We start from the raw sequence: 20,819 nt of genomic DNA, 5'->3' as shown, positions 1-20,819 counted from the left end.
TACTGTTGTCATCTTCGAAGTGCCTGATCGAAGATCCGTTTTTTGTAATAAATTTAAAATTAAAAGGTTACCAAGAACATGTCCAATATAGCAATTTTAGCCGGTGATGGTATCGGCCCAGAAGTAATGGTTGAAGCTAAAAAAGTGTTAACCGCTATTTCAGCCAAATTTGAGTTAGAAATTAACACTAAAGATTATGATGTCGGTGGCGCTGCTATTGATATTCACGGCAATGCTCTACCTGATGCAACCATGAAAGGTTGTGAAGAAAGTGACGCCATTTTATTTGGCTCTGTCGGTGGCCCTAAGTGGGCAAATTTACCACCAACCGAACAACCAGAGCGTTGTGCACTGTTAAATTTACGTTCTCGTTTTGAATTATTTTGTAATATGCGCCCAGCAACATTGCAGCCTGCCCTGTCATCACTATCAACCTTACGTAGTGACATTTCAGAGCAAGGTTTTGATGTATTAGTGATTCGCGAATTGACTGGCGATATTTATTTTGGTGAGCCAAAAGGTCGTAGAGGCGAAGGCGAAGAAGAAACAGGTTTCGATTCTATGTTTTATTCACGTCGTGAAATAAAACGTATTGCTCATATGGCTTTTCAAGCAGCGAAAAAACGTGATAACAAAGTAACGTCAGTAGATAAAGCTAACGTTTTAGCTACCAGTCAATTATGGCGTCAAGTCGTTGAAGAAGTTGCCGTTGAATACCCTGAAGTAGAATTAGAGCATTTATATGTTGATAACGCGGCAATGCAATTAGTGCGCGATCCTAATCAATTTGACGTTATGTTATGTCCAAACTTGTTCGGTGATATTTTATCTGACATCTGCGCGATGATCACAGGCTCTATGGGCTTATTACCTTCGTCAAGTCTGAATGCACAAGGCTTTGGCATGTATGAGCCTGCAGGCGGAAGTGCGCCAGATATAGCAGGTATGGGCATTGCCAACCCTGTAGCACAAATTTTATCAGCGGCATTAATGCTTCGTTATAGTTTAAATGAAGATGCTGCAGCAAATGCGATTGAAGAAGCAGTAGCTAGCGCTTTAGATAACGGCATATTAACTGCTGACTTATTACCCGCAGGTGAAAGAGAAAATGCAAAAACCACCAGCGAAGTTGGTGATTATATCTGTCAACACATTACTGCCCAGAAAAAAGAGAGCGCTTAACATGACAACCAGTACTGCACCACAAACATTATATGAAAAATTATGGCAAACGCATTTAGTAGAAGAAAAAGCAGGTGAAACACCATTGCTTTACGTTGACCGTCATTTAATTCACGAAGTAACTTCACCGCAAGCCTTTGCTAATTTGCGTTTTCATAATCGTCCTGTGCGCCATCCTGAGCGTACGATAGCGACCATGGATCACAATATTTCAACTCGCTCTATCAAAATTGATGCTGCTGGTGAAGGCGCTGCTAATCAATTACGCGCGCTAGAAAAAAACTGTAAAGACTTTGGCATTGAGTTATTTGGTATGGGACATAAAAACCAAGGTATCGCTCATGTTATGGGGCCTGAGCTTGGTTTAACTTTACCTGGTACTATTATTGTTTGTGGTGATTCTCATACCGCAACTCATGGTGCATTTGGCGCATTAGCTTTTGGTATTGGTACTTCTGAAGTTGAGCATGTTTTTGCTACACAAACCTTGCGTCAAACAAAAGCTAAAACCATGAAGGTAGAAGTAAAAGGCAATGTTGGCAAAGGAATAAGCGCAAAAGATATTATTCTTGCCATCATAGGCAAAACTGGCAGTGCTGGCGCAACTGGTTATGTAGTTGAATATTGCGGTGAAGCTATTGAAGCATTAAGTATGGAAGAACGCATGACTGTATGTAACATGAGCATAGAGTTTGGCGCAAAAGCTGGTTTAGTTGCCCCTGATCAAACCACGTTTGATTATGTTGAAGGTAGAGAATATGCCCCGAAAGGCGATATTTGGCAACAAGCGGTTAATGATTGGAAGCAACTAAAATCAGATGATAATGCCATATTCGACAGCATTATCACGCTTGAAGCGAAAGATATTAAAGCACAAGTTACCTGGGGTACTAACCCCGGACAAGTCACTAGTATCGATGGTATTGTCCCTTCTCCTGATGATTTTAATGACCCTACTGAGAAAGAGTCATGTGTAAACGCTTTAGCTTACATGGACCTAATCGCCGGTACTAAAATTACAGATATTAGCGTTAACAAAGTTTTTATCGGCTCTTGTACTAACTCACGCATTGAAGATCTTAGAGCTGCTGCAAGTGTTGTTAAAGATTACACCGCCAAAGGCCAAAGTGTGCAAAGTTCAATAGATGCTATTGTTGTTCCTGGTTCATATCGCGTAAAAGCGCAGGCAGAAAACGAAGGCTTAGATAAAGTATTTTCTGATGCTGGTTTTGAGTGGCGCCTACCAGGTTGTTCAATGTGTTTAGGTATGAACGACGATGTACTTGAAGAAGGTGACCGTTGTGCTTCAACGAGTAACCGTAATTTTGAAGGTCGACAAGGACGCGGAAGTCGTACTCACTTAGTCAGCCCAGAAATGGCAGCAGCAGCAGCGATTGCCGGTCATTTTGTCGATTTAAATAAATAAAAGAACCGTCATTCCGGTTGTATCTTAAGCCGGAATCTCGATTTAAAAACTGGATCCCCGATTAAGACACCTCGAGGATGACAAGCAAATAATTAAAGGTTCCATCATGGAAAAATTTACCACACATACTGGCTTGGTTGTGCCATTAGATATCGCTAATGTCGATACCGATCAAATCATTCCAAAGCAATTTTTACAAAAAACTGAACGTGTTGGTTTTGGTATACATTTATTTCACGATAGTCGTTATCTTGATCACAGTGGCAAAGAGCCAAATCCTGAGTTTGTATTAAACAAACCTGAATATAAAGGCACTAGTATCTTACTTGCTCGTGAAAATTTTGGCTGTGGCTCTAGTCGTGAACATGCACCTTGGGCATTAGAAGAATTTGGCTTTAAAATCGTTATTGCACCTAGCTTTGCTGATATATTTTACGGGAATTGTATTAACATTGGTCTTTTACCGATTAAATTAAGCGAAGATGAAATTGATCAATTATTCGCTCAAGCTCAAGGTGCAAAACTAAACTTAACGGTTGATTTAGCAAATAATAACGTTTCTTTCATTAATGAAAGTGGCGCTAAAGTTAGCTTTAGCTTTGAACTAGGTAAGTTTCACAAGTATTGTCTAGAAGAAGGTGTTGATAGTGTCGGTTGGACATTAAATAAGCTTGAGACCATCGAAGCTTTTGAAAGTAAAATGCCAAGCTGGCAGTAGCATATACCCGCTCCACTTGAAGATGCATGATTCAGCTGGAACGGGTATAAGTATTGAGTTACGAGTTGTCCTTCGACTGCTCGTGCCTCGCGCTCAGGATGAACGGGTATTTACACAGTTTAATTTACACCCTCATGAACGGTGATAATCAGAGCACTCTTATTCATCACTCATCTACTTATCTACTTGTAACTAACACCTACCAATTAGTCAGCGCTGGTAAGCTAAATACTTCACCTCTATATTTCAAAATAATTTGTTGAGGTAATATCTCTGTCAGTTGTAGCTCTGCCGTTATCATATCCCCTTGATATCTATCTCTGCCATTTACATTTACCCATCCTTGACCATTTGATGCATAAATATGCTGTTCTACATGTAAACTCGGCACACCATTTTGTACCCATGCAGGCATTTGTGTTAGTGACTGAACTTCACTAGCAACGCTATTGGTTACTTCAGCTTTCTGGGATAAAACTGGCTGATCTTTGGTTTCATCCATCGCCATCTGAAAACGCGCTAACAAGTCATCAGAAACACCTTTAACGGCTTCAATTTGATAGTTATCATCTACTTTAGCTTCATGTGTCACGGTTGTATTTAGCTCTGCTGAAACAACTTTTTGTTCCGGTTCTTTTTTAACGAGCGTTTCTGTTATTGGCACAATAACTTTATTATTTGAATTCAAAGCAGTTACTATTTCTTCTGGTTCATTTTTCAGCGCTGCTTGTTGTATTTTTTGTGGTTCAACCTTAACAGGGATTACTTGTTCTGCTGCCTTTTTGGGTAACTCGCTATTAGCTACCAACGATAGTTCTGTTTGTCCAAGCCAAAATCCCGTTATCAACACCACAAATAACATACTAGTAATCAAGGCTGTCTTCATATTTTTATGCTGCCACCAAATAGGCGGCAAAAAATCATCCCCTAAAGCCTGACTTGCTGCTTTAAGTACTATTTTTTTATCAATCACGGCATTATTACTATTGTATGCCTCCATCAAGGCACTATGGCAAATCAAGTTAATTAACCTTGGAATGCCTTGCGATAATTGATGAATAGCAGCAATAGCACTTTTATTAAAAAGAGCTCTATGACAATCAGCCACTGATAAACGGTGTTTGATATACAAAGCTAACTCATTTTTGTCTAGGGGCAGTAAGTGATAACGCGCTGTAATTCGTTGCGCTAATTGTCGTAAATCACGACGTTTCAGTAACTGTTGAAGTTCAGGCTGCCCAATTAGAATCACTTGTAATAATTTGTTTGTATTTGTTTCTAAATTAGTTAACAGGCGCAATTGTTCTAATACCTGCGGCTCTAAGTGCTGTGCTTCATCAATAATCAATAAAGTATTGATGTCATCAACATGATTTTTCAGTAATTTTTCAGAAATTTTATCCGTTAATGTTTTTAACGTAGCACCTGTTTTACGATAACGGATTTTTAGCTGATCACAAATGGTTGCCAGTAATTCTTGGCTTGATAAAGTTGGATTTAAAATGAATGCTAATTGTGTGTTTTCAGGTAAATCAGCCATTAAACAACGACTCACGGTCGTTTTACCCGTTCCCACTTCACCCGTTAGTAAAACAAAACCACCATTACTACTGACATTAGAGCCACCCAAACCATGAGTTAAATGTGTCAGCGCTTCACGATGCCGATCACTCATAAATAAGTATTTAGGATCGGGCGCGATTGAAAAAGGTAACTCACTTAACGAAAAAAAATTTGTATACATAAAGCGACGTTATTGCTCAAAGGTGAAGTGTAAAAAGTGCTATTTATGAAACTAACCTTTTGCTGAAGGTATGTCTACGAATTACGCTCATACTTAGTCAAAAGTTGTGATAAACTTTTATACCAATCAAACTAACTAACTGATCTTTTTAAATGGTCTAAATATCCAATAACATTGTTGCTTTCAATCCCAATAGCCCGCTATTGGTCAATCAAGCGCCTTGTTCTTGAAAATTTATATTCATTAAAATTAGACCCATTAATTAATTTAATTGGTATCACTTAATTCAGTACATATTTTAGGAATATTTTTGTCAACTAATACTACTCACTTAGCAACAGACACATCAACTCTCGATATTTATCTTGTGGGTGGTGCTGTCCGTGACAAACTATTAAATAGAGCAGTAAAAGATAATGATTATTTAGTTGTTGGCGCAACCGTTGAACAAATGTTGTTGCTAGGCTTTAAGCAAGTAGGCAAAGATTTCCCTGTTTTTTTACACCCAAAAACCAAACAAGAATATGCACTAGCTCGTACTGAACGTAAGCAAGGACAAGGCTACACAGGTTTTGATTGTTACGCAGCACCCGATGTAACTATTGAACAAGATTTGTTACGACGAGATCTTACTGTTAATGCTATGGCAATGAGTAAAAATGGTACTATCATCGATCCCTACCATGGAAAAAAAGATTTAGAAAATAGGATATTACGCCACGTAAGTAATGCTTTTATTGAAGATCCTCTAAGAGTATTACGTGTCGCGCGCTTTGCTGCCCGTTATCACAACGATGGTTTTACCATCGCAGCTGAAACACTTATCTTAATGACACAAATTAGTAATAGCGGCGAACTAGCCACTTTAAGCGCCGAGCGAGTATGGCAAGAAATGCAGCGTGCCCTATCTGAAGACGACGATGAAGGAAGTGCTGGGGGAGAAGCTGAAGAAACTGCCAATGAACAACACCCTGAAATATTCTTTCAAGTATTGCACCAATGCCAAGCACTGAAAGCGCTATGGCCTGAACTTGATATTTTATGGGGAGTTCCTAACCCTGCACAATGGCATCCTGAAATTTGTAGCGGTGATCATACCATGATGGTATTACAGCAAGCCGTTTTACTAACCGCTAATCATAAAAATAAAATAGCTATTCGCTTCGCCGCTTTGTGCCATGACCTTGGCAAAGGGTTAACTATGAGCGATCAGTGGCCGAGTCATCGCGGGCATGAAAAATCTGGTCTTCCTTTAGTAGAGAAAATTTCTGAACAACTGAAAGTGCCGACTTACTGTAAGCAACTCGCCTTAAAAGTATGTGAGCATCATTTACATTGTCATAAGGCTTTTCAACTAAAATCTAGCACCTTACTACGAATATTTAATCAGTTAGATGTTTGGCGTAAACCTCAAGATTTTGATGATTTCCTAATCGCCTGTAAAAGTGATTTTCTTGGTCGTCTTGGTTTTGAAAATAAACCTTATCCACAAGAGCAATACTTAAAAGACGCTGCGCAAGCGGCAACGAAGGTCAATGCAAAAGCCTTTGTGGAGCAAGGCCTAAAGGGAATAGCAATTAAAGAAGCAATGGAAAAAGCACGTTTACATGCCATTAAAGAAGTGAAACAACAATACCAAATAGATTAACCAATTACCTCCAATTACCTCCAATTACTTCCAATTACTTCCAATTACTTCCAATTACTTCCAATTACTTCCAATTACACGATAATGTGAACTAGATGTTATTACCAATTTACGCCACTAACATTTCATAACTTATTCATTACAAAGTGACACAGTTACCTTTCTTCTTTCAGTTAATATAGCAATATAAATTATTACCAGAAGGCTAAGAGAATGACAATTCAACGTGTAACTTCAACAACGACTAGTAGCTACAGTTCAATGCAACAGAACAAATTTGCCAACTTAATTATCGAGAATATGGATAAAAATAATTGACTAACAAAAGAACAAACAAATACCTTACATGATCAAGTGAATGCAAAACTTGCTGAACAGGCTGAGAATATAAAATTTAGCTACCAAGCGACAAAAGATATGGACTTAACCCATGCCTATGACCAGCAACAGCAAAAAATGTTTGATATTTATATGCAGCCAAGTTCAAGCGATACTTCAAATATTCATGAAGAGAACCCTAGCGCTTTGCACACTTTCGCCAACAGACAAACAGACAAACAGAGACTTATAATAATTTTATGATGCCAACGACTAAATCATGCTTACACTTGAGTGCGTAACATAACTACACTTCCTCTTCTTCAACTAGCGTCATTAACGAAGTATTACCGCCAGATGCGGTGGTATCAATACTAATAGTTTTCTCTGTTAGCAATCGCTGAATTAGCTTATCAAAATATTCAGAGGTTATTACAGGTAATATAGCACCACTACGTTGCGCTAATTTTTCACTCATGTAATGTTTACGGTCACAATGGCTTTCAACCACAACGCCCGCTAATGCAGAGTGCGCTAGCATCGTTTCTAAGTGGCCTGATTTAGCTACTTGAAATACTCCCTGATCAGCGCCTGTCGATATAAATTTATCTCTAAACGCTAACGCTTCTTCATAAAACAAATCAGTCACAACGGTTACCACACTATTACCCGTCGCTAATGCAGTCACTAATGACATTACCCAAAAATGAAAACTAACCTTTTCATCAGCAAAACAAATGATTACCCCTCTATTTTCTAAATAAAGTCTATTCGATTCACCAGTCGGCCCGGGTAATATCTTCGGTTTTTTAAGACATTTTTCAATATTAATTAACTGATCACGTGCCGAAGATAACGTGCGATTTAGATCATCGGCCAGATCATCTACAATTTCCACATGAGCAATTTTAGCTAATAACTGACGGACATAAGAAATACGCGTATTTATCTCGCTTACACGCCATTTTTTTTCTGATTTTTCTGCCTGATTCATTAGTCGTTTAGCTTCTCGCTGTGCGCTATTATCACCCGTTAAAGTAATCACTTGCGAAGGTAAAAAGTTAAACTGTTCTTCATTTGTCGTGACTTTTTCTTTGACCAAACGTGTTAAATAATTTGGTCCTCCTGCTTTAGGACCAGTACCCGAAAGACCACGACCGCCAAAGGGTTGCACACCCACAATAGCGCCAATCATGTTACGGTTTATGTATACATTTCCCGCACGTGATAGTTTAGCTAATTCTATAGCTCGGTGTTCAATACGCGTATGAATACCCATCGTTAAACCAAAACCTGTGCCATTAACTTTTTCAACAACTTGTTCAATTTCATTGCCTTTAAAACGAACAATATGCACGCAAGGACCAAAAACCTCTTTAGTTAATACATCAATATCACTAATTTCATACAAACGTGGGGCAAAGAAGAAGTGACCATCTTTATCAGTATTATTTTCATCAGCTTTGCCATCAAATAAAGCACACTGATACAATAACTTGCCATTGGTTTGCATATAATCACTGTGAGCATTAAGGGCATCAAGGGCTTTTTGATCGATAACCGGGCCAATATCAGTACTTAATCTTGCAGGATCACCAACGTGTAACTCAGCTAAGGCGCCTTTAAGCATTGTAATAACTTTATCGGCAATATCTTCTTGTAGAAATAATACTCTTAATGCTGAACATCGTTGGCCTGCTGATTGGAAGCCCGATGAGATAACATCATCGACTACTTGCTCAGGTAAAGCCGTTGAATCAACTATCATGCAGTTTTGGCCACCTGTTTCAGCGATGAATGGCACTTGATCACCACCGCGCTTAGCTAAGGATTGTGAAATACGGGTTCCTGTTTCAGTAGAGCCAGTAAACATTACTGCAGCAACACGTTCATCTGGCACAATGACCGAGCCAACAACACGTCCTGGCGCAATGACCGCTTGCACTACATTTATCGGTAAACCCACCGAGTGCATCAACTCAATAGCGCGTAAAGCAATTAGCCCAGTTTGCTCTGCTGGTTTTGCTATTACCGTATTACCGGTAACAATAGCGGCTGCCACTTGCCCTAAAAATATCGCTAACGGAAAATTCCATGGGCTAATACATAAGACTACACCACGGGCTTCTATCCTTTCATCTGCACTTAATTCAATGGCACGCGCAGCATAATATCTGCAAAAATCAACTGTTTCTCGTACTTCATCAATACCATCTTGAGCCGTTTTTCCCGCTTCTTTAATGCAAAGGGCAATTAACTCATTCATATGACGTTCTAAAATATCACCGATACGATACAGCAAAGCCGCTCGCTCATTCACAGATGTTGTTGACCATGAAGTAAAAGCACTCTCAGCTTTGTCTATCAAAGACCGTATATCATCTTCAGAGTGATGATAATGAAAGCCTATTATTTCACTATGCTTGGCAGGGTTTTTTACAGCATTAGCGCCCTCTGGTACTTCATTTTTATTAAGTAAATGACCAACAAACCAATTATCTAACGCTGACTTTAAAGGCATTATTTCGTTAATATCAGTTAAATCTAAACCCTTTGAATTATCTCTACTTGCTAAAACATCACACTCACTACGCTTACTTTCATCACGGTACAAATCAATAGGCATGATAATTTGCTTATTATATTTTATTTTCAAGCGCTGGGTTTTCTCAACGGGATCTTCAAGTAACGACTCCACCGGTCTCGCTTCATCTACAATGGCATTAACAAATGAAGAGTTAGCTCCGTTTTCTAATAGCCGACGTACTAGGTAAGCCAGTAAATCTTCATGATGCCCCACAGGTGCATAAATACGACATTGAATACCCTCACCAGCAACAATTTGATCATATAAGGAATCTCCCATTCCATGTAAACATTGAAATTCAAAACCTTGCTTATCATCACCCGCTAACTCAACTATAGTGGCGGCGGTATAGGCATTGTGCGTAGCAAACTGCGGATAAATACTATCGCGATAATCAAGTAGCTTATTGGCACAGGCGTGATAAGAAACATCAGTGGATGATTTACGGGTAAATACAGGGAAATGAGCCATACCATCTTTTTGGGCATTTTTAATCTCAGTATCCCAATAAGCACCTTTTACTAGCCGTACCATCATACGACGGTTAGTTCGTAGCGTTAGTGCTCGAAGCCATTCAACGACAAACATGGCACGTTTTTGATACGCTTGTAGTGCCATTCCAAAGCCTTGCCAATCGCCTAAATCGGTATCAGTAAAAACGGCTTCAATAATATCTAATGAAAGTTCTAAACGCTCAGATTCTTCAGCATCAATCGTTAGACCAATATTATACTGCTTGGCCTGCAAACAAAGAGCTTTCAATTTAGGGACTATTTCAGCCATCGCTCGTGATTTATGGGTAAATTCATAACGTGGGTGGATAGCCGATAATTTTACTGAAATGCCTGGCACTCGACGGGGATCATTTTTACCTGATGCCAAAGCTACCTGACCTATAGATTTAATAGCGTCTTGGTAGGATTTTAAATATCGATCTGCATCAGCCATGGTACGAGCGCCTTCGCCAAGCATGTCATAAGAATAAACATAACCTTGTTGCTCTTTTGTTGCCGCACGGTTAGTTGCCGCATCAATAGTTTCTCCCATAACAAACTGCTCACCCATAATTTTCATGGCATAGTTCATCGACTTTCTAATAACAGGCTCACCTAATCGACCGAGTGTTTTTTTCAATAAACCAAACCTATCTTGTTTACGTTTGTCGGCATAATCAACCATAGAGCCAGTAATCAATAACCCCCATGAGGAAGCATTAACAAAAAGAGAATCACTGGAGCCTAAGTGTGTACTCCATTGACCGTGAGAAATTTTATCGCGTATTAACGCATCCTGTGTGTGCTTATCAGGTACACGTAACAAAGCTTCAGCTAAACACATTAATACCACGCCTTCTTCTGTAGACAGTGAATATTCATTTAATAATGCATCAATAGCGCCATTGCCTGATTGATCATCACGGATTTGTAAAACTATTTTACGCGCGCGTTCCCAAGCACGGCTTCTAGCACTAACATTTATCTCAGCAAAAGGAAGAATATGATCAACAGCAACATTTTCATCAATACGATAAAATTCACGGATTTTTTGACGAATAGGGCAATCAGTAGTTAACGAGCCAGTGAAAAGCATGGAGAATCCTCAAAAGTGAAAACTAGTACTATTTGTAGTTATTCAAACTAATACTATCTGTAGTTATTATAGTTAGCTTTATTTTAATGATAAGTTTGAGCAGGAATTTTAATTTGAAGTAGGCAGAGTGTGCTGGTTATTTTGGGCAATTTAGCCTATCAAAAAGGTGACAAATGAAAAATATCCGCTCATCCTGAGCATGAGGAACGAATAGTCGAAGGGCGACAAGCTTCCTTCGACCGGCTCAGGACAAACGGAATATGCACAGGCAAACGGAATATGCACAGGTAAACGGAATATATACAGCCGAACAGATATACACCGCCGTTCATGCTGAGCGCGAAGTATGAGCAGTCGAAGCATTAATCGATATTAATACGCGTGATATCTGCACCTAATGCTTGTAATTTATCTTCTATACGTAAATACCCACGGTCAATATGATAAATACGATCGACTTGCGTCTCTGTTTTAGCAACCAAACCCGCAATCACTAAACTTGCTGAAGCACGTAAATCAGTTGCCATAACTTGAGCGCCATTGAGTGAATCAACACCCCTAACTATAGCAGTATTACCTTCAAGTGCGATATCTGCGCCCATGCGTTGTAATTCAGGTACATGCATAAAACGATTTTCAAAAATAGTTTCAATTACCGTTGCTGTGCCTTCTGCTAGCACATTCAACGTCATAAATTGTGCCTGCATGTCGGTAGGAAATGCTGGATGCGGTGCGGTTTTAACATTAACTGCTTTAGGTTTTTGAGTCATGGAAAGTTCTATCCACCCTTCCCCATCAGCATTTTCGCCTGTAGTAATGTCAGCGCCTGCTTCAGTTAACTTCGACAATACTGCTTCTAGCACTGAGGGGTCAGTATTTAAACACTTCACTTTCCCTTGCGTAACCGCTGCAGCAACAAGAAAAGTGCCCGTTTCAATTCTGTCAGGCATTACGCGATATTCAGTTCCACGAAGTTCTTCAACGCCTTCAATTGTTAAAGTATTAGTACCTGCACCCGTAATTTTTGCGCCCATACTAATAAGGCAATTGGCAAGATCAACAACTTCAGGTTCTCGCGCAGCATTTTCAATAACTGTCGTACCATCAGCTAATGCAGCAGCCATCATTAAGTTTTCTGTTCCCGTAACACTGACAAGATCCATAAAGATATTGGCGCCGGCAAGACGACCTTGTTTCTTAGCCACAATATAGCCATTTTCAACATCTATATCAGCAGCCATCGCTTTTAAGCCCTGAATATGTAAATTCACTGGGCGAGCACCAATAGCACATCCACCAGGTAAAGATACTTCAGCATGTCCCATGCGGGCAAGTAATGGACCAAGCACTAAAATAGAAGCGCGCATGGTTTTTACTAAATCATAAGGAGCACAACATTCAGTAATATTGCTCGCATCAATACTTAAGGTTTCATCATTTAGCCACTGGGTTTTAGCGCCTAATTGACCTAATAATTTTACGGTGGTTAAAATGTCATTCAGTTGAGGTACATTACTAAAAACAATAGGTGTTTTTGATAATAGTGCTGACATTAAAATAGGGAGTGCGGCGTTTTTAGCCCCTGAAATGGTGACTTCACCACGTAGTGGCTGACCACCAATAACTTTAAATGCGTCCAAAATGGCTTACTTCTTACTTATAAATGAATAAAATAAATTGACTATATAGACTCAAGCTACTTCAAAATGCATTTTGAAGTAACTTGAGTATAACCAGTATTACATGCCTTTACATATTAAACAATTTATCACGTTGCCATTGTGCTTTAGTAAAGGTTTTTACTGTAACAGCATGAATACTTCCGTCTTTAATAGCATCTGCTAACGTTGCAAATACCACTTGTTGACGTTTAACACGTGATAAATCACCAAACATATCAGCTACCGCGACAACACTACATTGTGAACCGTCGAATTTAACTTGAAGTTCATCAAGCGTTAGTGCGTCGTTAATTAGTTTTTCAATTTCTTGTACTTCCAAGAGTCGTTCCTCAATCTGGTTATTTACACCAAGTGAATTAATGAATCACTTGATCTTATACCAATCAAACTAACTAAGTGATCTTTTTAAATGGTCTAAATATCCAATAACATTGTTGCTTTCAATCCCAATAGCCAGCTATTGGTCAATCAAGCGCCTTGTTCTTGAAAATTTATCTTCATTAAAATTTGACCCCTTAATTAATTTAATTGGTATTATTATTGAACTGGCAAAAAGCCCTCAACGCCACTTAAGCGAATGAGTTTATCTAGTTTAGTGGGTATGTTAACAAAAGATAATTGACAGCCCTCAATATTTGCTTGTTCTAATAAATAGAAAAGCCAAGCTAATCCAGCGGTGTCTATTCGCGTTATTTGTGCTAAATCAAGTGTAGTTGATGAGGGTAAAAATAAGGCTTTAATGCTTTCTTTTGTTATTTGCATAATAGAATGTCGGGTTAACTCACCACTAAGTTCAACTGGCGTAGTAGTGATATTTAAGGATATTATTGTCATACGTTCAATATACTCATATTACCTCGAAATACTCGTTTCAGCGAGAATTAAAAGGCTTAGAGGCAAGGCATTGATTAAAGAGAATGGTTGTTCAGGAGAATGTGCTCCTGCATTCTCTAGTAAGCTACATCCATGTAGCGCCATTGTCGAAATCAATAACGTCGCATATAAGCCTTTTAAACTCGCCCTGCGGGGACGTATGAGCAAATCACGCTCATCGTTGCTCCTTTTTTTAAGGGAGCAACCATTAATAAAAACAAGCGCCTTGATCATGAGTCGCTCAAGCGTCCTGAAACAGACATTTTGAAGTATTATGAGTATGTACCTTAACCCGATTTGTTTTTCACTGATTTAGTTTTAAAAACTATATCGCGTTCACTTTTTTTCTTTAATAATTCAGTCACATAAGGAAGACCTTTTTGACGAATCACACCGCCCAATTCTGCTTGTTTACTGTCAAGTAAACTGACTCCCTCAGCAACCATATCGAATGCTTTCCACTCATTAGTTTTTCTATTTTTTCTTACTTTGAAAGAGACATCAATGTTATCTCTTCCTTGCATAATAACACGGGTATTTACAGCAACAATTTTTTTATCGCTAAAGTTCTTTGCCGGTGCAAATTCAACTGGTTGATTATCATATAAGGTGAACACTTGCGCATATGAGGTCACTAAATAATCTCGAAATACTGGCACAAAGTCTTTGCGCTCTTGCGCTGTTGTTTTCTTTAAATGCTTACCAATCACCTTAAATGCGGAATATTTATAATTAATATATGGCATTAGTTCTTCTCGAACTATATTTTTAAGTATGTTTGGATTAACTTGAATTGCTTGATGTTCATCAGCAAAACGTTTAAACGTTTTAGTGGCAACAGTTTTAATCATTAAATAAGGATCTTTTTTATCAACATAAATACGAGCAGTACTTGTCGATTGCTGTGTTGTATCCTCAGATAATTTATCGGCTTGTGCTTCATCATACGCAAATAGACTAACGCTGAATAAGCTTGCCACTATAGCTAATATCAATAATGATGGATTCATTAACTTTATCTTATTTAAATGTTTCATTTTCATTACTCATCACCGCTCCCTTGGCTAAATAAAAACTGTCCTATTAATTCTTCCAGCACTAAAGCAGGTTTGGTATCTTCAATAAAATCATTTGGTTGTAAAATTTCCATTTCCAATGACTCATCCATAAAGCCTGGCTGTAAACCAATGTATTGTTCACCCAATAAGCCTGCGGTTAAAATAGCGACGGATGTTGCTTCTGAAAACTGGTTGTATTCACTATATATTTTCATAGTAACCACTGGCGTGTAATCTTCTTCATCAAGGGTTATATCACTAACACGGCCAACAACAACACCACCCACTTTTATTGGTGAGCGTACTTTTAAACCACCAATGTTATCAAACTTGGCAAATAAATTATAACTTTCTCCTCCACCTGTAATACCTGTATTAGCGACTTTCAGTGATAACATAAGTAATGCTGCAATACCTAAAGCAACAAAAACACCGACCATTAATTCTATTTTTTTTGACATCATGCCTTTCACCAAACGCCTTATAAATTTTCTTAAACTCTAAACTGTGAACTCAAAACTGTGAACTCAAAACTATTAGCTTATCTTTATCTTGCAAACATCAATGCCGTTAAAATAAAATCTAATGCTAAAACTAATAACGATGATTGTACCACAGTCGAGGTAGTCGCCCGAGAAATACCTTCAGAGGTGGGTTCACAATCATAACCTTTATATACCGCTATCCAAGTCACTACAAACGCAAAAACAACACTCTTAATAATGCCGTTTAAAATATCTTTATTAAAATCGACTTGATCTTGCATGACTGACCAAAAGGTTCCTCCATCAACACCTAGCCAGTCAACACCAACCAAATGTGCACCGAGAATACCTACCATAGAAAAAATAGCAGCCAACAGAGGTAAGCTAATAAAACCAGCCCAGAAGCGCGGTGCTATTACACGGCGTAGTGGATCAACAGCCATCATTTCTAAGCTAGATAATTGTTCAGTCGCTTTCATTAAACCAATTTCAGCTGTTAGCGCTGAGCCCGCCCTACCAGCAAATAATAATGCCGCAACAACAGGACCTAATTCACGTAATAATGATAATGCTACCATTGGGCCTAAACTTGCTTCAGCGCCATAACTAACCAAGATGGTGTAGCCCTGCAATGCCAACACCATGCCGATAAAAGCACCTGACACCACGATAATAATCAATGACATCACACCAACGCTATAAAGTTGCTGTAATAATAACGGAATACCTTTGCGTGGATTTGGCTTATGTAATAAAGCTGAAAGTAACACAATAACCGCACGCCCTAAGCCGCTTATCAGTGCTAAGGTATTTCGCCCTAATAATTGTAACTGCCCCATTATACCTTCCCTCGTGTATGTGCAGTGGGTGACAATTTAATAAGTTCGTTTTGATAACTCGGCGCCTGATAATGAAATGGTACAGGGCCATCAGCTCTACCTTGCACAAATTGTTTTACTAATTCAGAGTCATCTTGCCTAATTTGATCCGGTGTTCCATGACCAATAATTTTTTGTTCCGCAACGATATAAATATAATCAGCAATACTCATCACCTCTGGAACATCATGCGATACGACAACAGATGTTAATCCTAAAGCATCACTAAGTGAGCGAATTAAACTGACAATCACTCCCATTGAAATGGGATCTTGACCTGCAAAAGGTTCATCGTATAAGATTATTTCAGGATCAAGCGCAATTGCGCGCGCAAGTGCCACACGGCGTGCCATCCCCCCAGAGAGTTCGCTAGGTTGCAAAAACCGAGCTCCACGTAACCCTACCGCTTCGAGTTTCATCAATACTATTTTTTCAATAATATTTTCTGGCAACTTACTATGTTCACGAATAGGAAAAGCGATGTTGTCATAAACACTCATATCGGTAAAAAGCGCACCACTTTGAAACAACATGCTCATACGTTTACGTGTTTCATATAGCTCATGACGAGATAAACTAGGAATATCTTTACCTGATAATAAAATTTTACCACTGTCCGGTTTAATTTGTCCGCCAATCAAACGTAATAATGTCGTTTTACCAATACCACTTGGTCCCATAATCGCAGTTACTTTTCCTGCGGGAATAGATAAACTAATATCATTATAAATAATACGCTCACCCCTTGAAAAGGTAAGGTTTTCAATTTCAATTAGGTTTTCTGGCGTTGTTACTGATAGCGTCATTTTATAACATCAATGGTGTTGGTTAATTTATTATTAAAAAGAATTACAGAAGATGCTTCTTCAAAATAGAAAGGGATTTTACCTGAGCACTTATCATTGTTCACTAAAAATTAATAATTAAAAGAAAAAAACTTGTCAGCTAACCTAAGAGAGGGGCTTTTCTTAGGTTTTCTTTCAACTAGTGAATAAAATTACACCAAACTCAAACTATTTTCTCTTTGAAGTCATTAATTACTTTGTTTTTCTCTCTCAAACAGCGACAATTTAACTTGTTGTGCCAAGTAACTTAAGATTCCTCATATTTTACACTAGGGTCTGTTGACCTTTCGAGGTTAAATTTTGTTCGAGATAAAAGCATTTTAATCGCGGCGAGTGGTGTGTAGCCTAGTCACTCTAAGCAAATACTACTCAACAAAGAGTAAAACGCTTTTAGCCGAATCCTTCGGACAGCGTTTGTTGGTCATTTTTACGGCGTTATCGCCTTTTTATGTGACGCTACATGGATGTAGCTTATATGGACAATGCAGGAGCATATTGTCCTGAACCACCACATGACAAAGGCTCTGCCTTGTATAAAGACCCAATAAATAGCTGCAAAAACAATATCGAAAGATCAACAGACCCTAAAGTTATTTAGGTATATTAATTGGAGTTGTAGATGTTAGAACACGTTATTATTTTATTAATTGCCCTTGTAGTACTTGTTTGGAGTGCTGATAAGTTTGTTTTAGGGGCTTCCTCTTTAGCAAGAAACCTTGGGATTTCTCCAATGATTATAGGGTTAACTATAGTTGCTATGGGCTCATCAGCGCCAGAAATGATGGTAGCAGCAGCAGCTTCACTTCAGGGTAATCCTAATACTGCCATCGGTAATGCTATTGGCTCTAACATTACAAATATTGCCCTAGTGCTTGGACTTACCGTTTTGATAAAACCTTTAGTGGTTTCCTCCTCAACAATTAAACAAGAACTACCCCTGTTACTTATATTGACGATACTTGCCTACTGGATGCTTTCAGACGACTTTTTTAGCTTTACTGAAGGTCTCATATTAATGGTCGGTTTTTTTGCTTTTATTTCTGTTCTATTAATAAAAGCTATAAAGCAGCGAAATAATAATAGCCTTGACGATCCGATGATTATTGAAGCTGAGTACGAAATACCTGAAGCAACGAGTACCGTAAAATCTATTTTCTGGCTTATTGTCGGTATCAGTCTGTTAGTTTCAAGTGCGCACTTTCTTGTTGATTCCGCTATATTTATCGCTAAAGCATACGGCATTAGCGATTTAGTTATCGGCTTAACGGTTATAGCCATAGGGACAAGTTTACCCGAATTGGCAGCGAGTATTGCCAGTGTAATGAAAAAAGAAGACGATTTAGCCATGGGGAATATTGTTGGTTCTAATATATTTAATATATTAGCGGTACTACCTTTCGCCGGTTTAATAGCCCCTGGGCAGATAAACCCAGAAGCCTCTTTTCGAGATGCCCCTGTAATGATTGCCATTACTGGTTTACTATTTCTATTATGTTTTAGTCGAAAATCCGGATACTTTAGACTTACTCGCGCAAAAGGTGCACTCTTATTAGTAAGCTTTATTGCTTATCAAATATTACTTTTTAGCCAAACCACTTTTAGCTAACCACTTATTTATTTAATTAATTAGAGCCATGAAAAATTTTAAACAACTTGCCAAGAACGTCATTAACATTGAACAACAAGCAATTGCTGAGTTATTGCAATATATTGACGACAGTTTTGAACATGCCTGCCAGTTGATGTTTAACTGTAAAGGTCGCGTTATCGTTATTGGTATGGGTAAATCTGGCCATATCGGCGGTAAAATAGCCGCCACATTAGCCAGTACAGGAACTCCCGCATTTTTTGTTCACCCCGGCGAAGCTAGCCACGGTGACTTAGGTATGATCACCAAAGATGACGTAGTACTAACTATTTCTAATTCTGGTGAAACTGGTGAAGTTTTAGCTATTATTCCAGTAATCAAACGCATCGGCGCTAAGCTTATTGCGATGACGGGTAATACCACGTCTACCTTAGCTAAATTAGCCGACACTCATGTTTGCATAAAAGTATCGACTGAAGCTTGCCCGTTAGGGTTAGCACCTACGTCAAGTACTACAGCCACGCTTGTTATGGGGGATGCACTTGCCGTTGCTCTGCTTAATGCTCGAGATTTTACCGCCGATGACTTTGCTTTATCGCACCCTGGTGGGAGCTTAGGAAAACGCTTATTATTATGCTTGAAGGATATCATGCATCAGGGTGAACGCTTACCCGTAGTACACGAACAAGCACTAATCAAAGAAGCGCTAGTAGAAATGTCACTAAAAGGCTTAGGCATGACCGCTATTGTTAATGATAATAAAGAGTTGGTTGGTTTATTCACCGATGGGGACTTACGCCGTATTTTAGATGAAAGAATAGATATTCATCAAGACATAATCTCCTCTGTAATGACAACATCACCAACAGTCGCACAAAGTAATATGTTAGCAGCACAAGCACTGAACATAATGGAAGACAAAAAAATTAACGGCTTAATTATTGTTAATGAGAAACAGCAACCCATTGGTGCAATGAATATGCATGATTTACTTAGCTCAGGGGTACTTTAATGAACAGTGTATTGAATTCTAGCCCAAATACCTTATATGGTATGGTGAACGAAAGCATCTTAGTAAAAGCTAAAAAAATTAAACTCTTAGTATGTGATGTAGATGGCGTTTTTTCCGATGGCAGAATATACTTAGGCAATGACGGTGAAGAATTAAAAGCGTTTCATACCAAAGACGGCTTTGGCATAAAAGCACTTGGTAGTAGTGGTGTCGCTGTCGCCATTATTACCGGCCGACGTTCAGCCATTGTTGCTAAACGTATGGCTACCCTTAATGTTAAACACATAATTCAAGGGCAAGAAGACAAGCTTCCGGCCTTACTTACGTTAGCAAAAGAGCTGGCGATAAGTATCAACGAAATAGCCTACATTGGTGATGACATGCCCGACTTGCCTTGTATCATGCAAGTAGGTTTAGGGATTGCTGTACAGGATGCACATCCGATGGTTATCACAAAAGCCGATTACACTACCTTTGTTCGAGGAGGTTTTGGTGCCGTCAGAGAAGTTTGTGATTTAATCATGCAATGTCAAGGTTCACTTGATGGCACGACAGGCGCTAGTGTATGACAAGGCTCAACTTTTTAGCCTTATTAATTCTCTTATTAGGAGGTATGGCTTATGCCATTATTGAATGGCGTTACGCGCAAAAAACGCCTGGCGAAAGTATTGAAAGTGAATTAACCCCCGACTTTATTGCCGAAGCTCTTAATAGCGATATTTATACTCAATTAGGTCAACTATCCCACTCAGTCGTCGCAGATCGTATGGAGCATTACGCTAAACTTGAAGTTACCCACTTTGAATTACCAAATTACATTTTATATCCAACAAATAATAGTCAGTCAAAAAATTCTTCGACTAAAAAACAGAATTATCCATGGAAACTTAGTGCAAAAGAAGCAACATTGTATAAAAACAATAGGGTTATTTTGAATCATCGCGTACACTTAACGTCTACTGATGAAAATAGTTTGATACAAGAAATACATTGTAAATATTTAGAATTAGATTTAAATACTAATATTATCAGCTCAGATCAAACAGTGATGGTGCAAGGGAAAGACTTCACAATGTATGGCTCGGGCTTGATAATTGACTTAAACACCAAACAAATGACACTGACTGAGCATGTACGCACAATTTATAAAAAAAATAATAGCTAATCCCTTAATGCCTAAATTCA

At 38.6% G+C, this 20,819-nt stretch carries 18 protein-coding genes and 1 pseudogene; 10 read left to right on the top strand and 9 right to left on the bottom strand.

Going from position 1 to position 20,819, the window contains the following annotated elements; translation table 11 throughout:
- The first annotated feature begins 78 nt into the window (after positions 1–78).
- The 3 genes from leuB (at position 79) to leuD (ending at position 3,326) form a co-directional block, all read left to right on the top strand.
- Positions 79–1,182, top strand: coding sequence for a 3-isopropylmalate dehydrogenase (gene leuB, locus DWA31_RS15565; RefSeq protein ID WP_114327486.1), 1,104 nt, complete (start codon positions 79–81; stop codon positions 1,180–1,182).
- 1 nt (position 1,183) lies between these two features.
- Positions 1,184–2,608 carry a 3-isopropylmalate dehydratase large subunit gene (gene leuC / locus DWA31_RS15560; protein WP_114327485.1) on the top strand — a complete coding sequence of 475 codons (1,425 nt, stop codon included), beginning with the start codon at positions 1,184–1,186 and terminating at the stop codon, positions 2,606–2,608.
- Positions 2,609–2,714: 106 nt separating this feature from the next.
- On the top strand, positions 2,715–3,326 hold the full coding sequence (gene leuD / locus DWA31_RS15555; RefSeq protein WP_114327484.1) for a 3-isopropylmalate dehydratase small subunit: 612 nt from the start codon (positions 2,715–2,717) through the stop codon (positions 3,324–3,326).
- 199 nt (positions 3,327–3,525) lie between these two features.
- Here leuD and DWA31_RS15550 read toward each other — a convergent pair whose 3' ends face one another.
- Positions 3,526–5,070, bottom strand: coding sequence for an AAA family ATPase (locus DWA31_RS15550; protein ID WP_114327483.1), 1,545 nt, complete (start codon positions 5,068–5,070; stop codon positions 3,526–3,528).
- Between the two features lie 310 nt (positions 5,071–5,380).
- Between DWA31_RS15550 and DWA31_RS15545 the strand changes: the two genes are divergently transcribed.
- Both DWA31_RS15545 and DWA31_RS15540 read left to right on the top strand, forming a co-directional pair.
- Entirely contained in the window at positions 5,381–6,718 is a 1,338-nt protein-coding gene (locus tag DWA31_RS15545) for a multifunctional CCA addition/repair protein (protein WP_114327482.1), read from the top strand.
- A gap of 354 nt (positions 6,719–7,072) precedes the next feature.
- Positions 7,073–7,300: a hypothetical protein gene (locus DWA31_RS15540; RefSeq protein ID WP_114327481.1), complete on the top strand. Its 228-nt coding sequence runs from the start codon at positions 7,073–7,075 to the stop codon at positions 7,298–7,300.
- A 43-nt stretch (positions 7,301–7,343) separates the two neighbouring features.
- On the opposite strand, the gene putA is transcribed toward DWA31_RS15540, so the two are convergent.
- From putA to mlaF, 8 genes are all read right to left on the bottom strand, one after another.
- Positions 7,344–11,213 carry a bifunctional proline dehydrogenase/L-glutamate gamma-semialdehyde dehydrogenase PutA gene (gene putA, locus DWA31_RS15535; protein ID WP_114327480.1) on the bottom strand — a complete coding sequence of 1,290 codons (3,870 nt, stop codon included), beginning with the start codon at positions 11,211–11,213 and terminating at the stop codon, positions 7,344–7,346.
- Between the two features lie 362 nt (positions 11,214–11,575).
- Complete coding sequence (gene murA, locus DWA31_RS15530) at positions 11,576–12,853, bottom strand: UDP-N-acetylglucosamine 1-carboxyvinyltransferase (RefSeq protein ID WP_114327479.1); 1,278 nt, start codon at positions 12,851–12,853, stop codon at positions 11,576–11,578.
- 109 nt (positions 12,854–12,962) lie between these two features.
- Positions 12,963–13,214, bottom strand: coding sequence for a BolA family protein (locus DWA31_RS15525; RefSeq protein ID WP_114327478.1), 252 nt, complete (start codon positions 13,212–13,214; stop codon positions 12,963–12,965).
- Between the two features lie 218 nt (positions 13,215–13,432).
- Positions 13,433–13,729: an STAS domain-containing protein gene (locus DWA31_RS15520; protein ID WP_114327477.1), complete on the bottom strand. Its 297-nt coding sequence runs from the start codon at positions 13,727–13,729 to the stop codon at positions 13,433–13,435.
- Positions 13,730–14,055: 326 nt separating this feature from the next.
- The gene (locus DWA31_RS15510) at positions 14,056–14,778 is read right to left on the bottom strand and encodes an MlaC/ttg2D family ABC transporter substrate-binding protein (protein ID WP_245942648.1); all 723 of its coding nucleotides are present in this window, start codon (positions 14,776–14,778) and stop codon (positions 14,056–14,058) included.
- 32 nt (positions 14,779–14,810) lie between these two features.
- Positions 14,811–15,290, bottom strand: a complete 480-nt coding sequence (gene mlaD, locus DWA31_RS15505) for an outer membrane lipid asymmetry maintenance protein MlaD (RefSeq protein WP_114327525.1) — start codon at positions 15,288–15,290, stop codon at positions 14,811–14,813.
- 83 nt (positions 15,291–15,373) lie between these two features.
- Entirely contained in the window at positions 15,374–16,150 is a 777-nt protein-coding gene (gene mlaE / locus DWA31_RS15500) for a lipid asymmetry maintenance ABC transporter permease subunit MlaE (RefSeq protein WP_114327475.1), read from the bottom strand.
- A complete protein-coding gene (mlaF, locus tag DWA31_RS15495) occupies positions 16,150–16,995 on the bottom strand; it encodes a phospholipid ABC transporter ATP-binding protein MlaF (protein ID WP_114327474.1) in 846 nt (281 codons plus the stop codon). Before mlaF ends, mlaE begins: the two co-directional genes overlap by 1 nt.
- A gap of 375 nt (positions 16,996–17,370) precedes the next feature.
- On the opposite strand from mlaF, the pseudogene DWA31_RS17620 reads away from it, so the two are divergent.
- From DWA31_RS17620 to lptC, 5 genes and pseudogenes are all read left to right on the top strand, one after another.
- A pseudogene (locus DWA31_RS17620) lies at positions 17,371–17,632 on the top strand (hypothetical protein).
- Positions 17,633–17,653: 21 nt separating this feature from the next.
- The gene (locus tag DWA31_RS15485) at positions 17,654–18,640 is read left to right on the top strand and encodes a calcium/sodium antiporter (protein ID WP_114327473.1); all 987 of its coding nucleotides are present in this window, start codon (positions 17,654–17,656) and stop codon (positions 18,638–18,640) included.
- Positions 18,641–18,668: 28 nt separating this feature from the next.
- Entirely contained in the window at positions 18,669–19,634 is a 966-nt protein-coding gene (locus DWA31_RS15480; protein ID WP_114327472.1) for a KpsF/GutQ family sugar-phosphate isomerase, read from the top strand.
- On the top strand, positions 19,634–20,203 hold the full coding sequence (kdsC, locus tag DWA31_RS15475) for a 3-deoxy-manno-octulosonate-8-phosphatase KdsC (RefSeq protein ID WP_114327471.1): 570 nt from the start codon (positions 19,634–19,636) through the stop codon (positions 20,201–20,203). The genes DWA31_RS15480 and kdsC overlap by 1 nt, the downstream gene beginning before the upstream one ends.
- The gene (gene lptC, locus DWA31_RS15470) at positions 20,200–20,799 is read left to right on the top strand and encodes an LPS export ABC transporter periplasmic protein LptC (protein WP_114327470.1); all 600 of its coding nucleotides are present in this window, start codon (positions 20,200–20,202) and stop codon (positions 20,797–20,799) included. The genes kdsC and lptC overlap by 4 nt, the downstream gene beginning before the upstream one ends.
- The last annotated feature ends 20 nt before the right edge of the window (positions 20,800–20,819 follow it).

This window comes from Candidatus Colwellia aromaticivorans (assembly GCF_003333305.1).
GTDB classification, from domain to species: domain Bacteria; phylum Pseudomonadota; class Gammaproteobacteria; order Enterobacterales; family Alteromonadaceae; genus Colwellia; species Colwellia aromaticivorans.
Note: the sequence above shows the minus strand (reverse complement) of the source record. Positions and strands in the feature narration are given on the sequence as shown.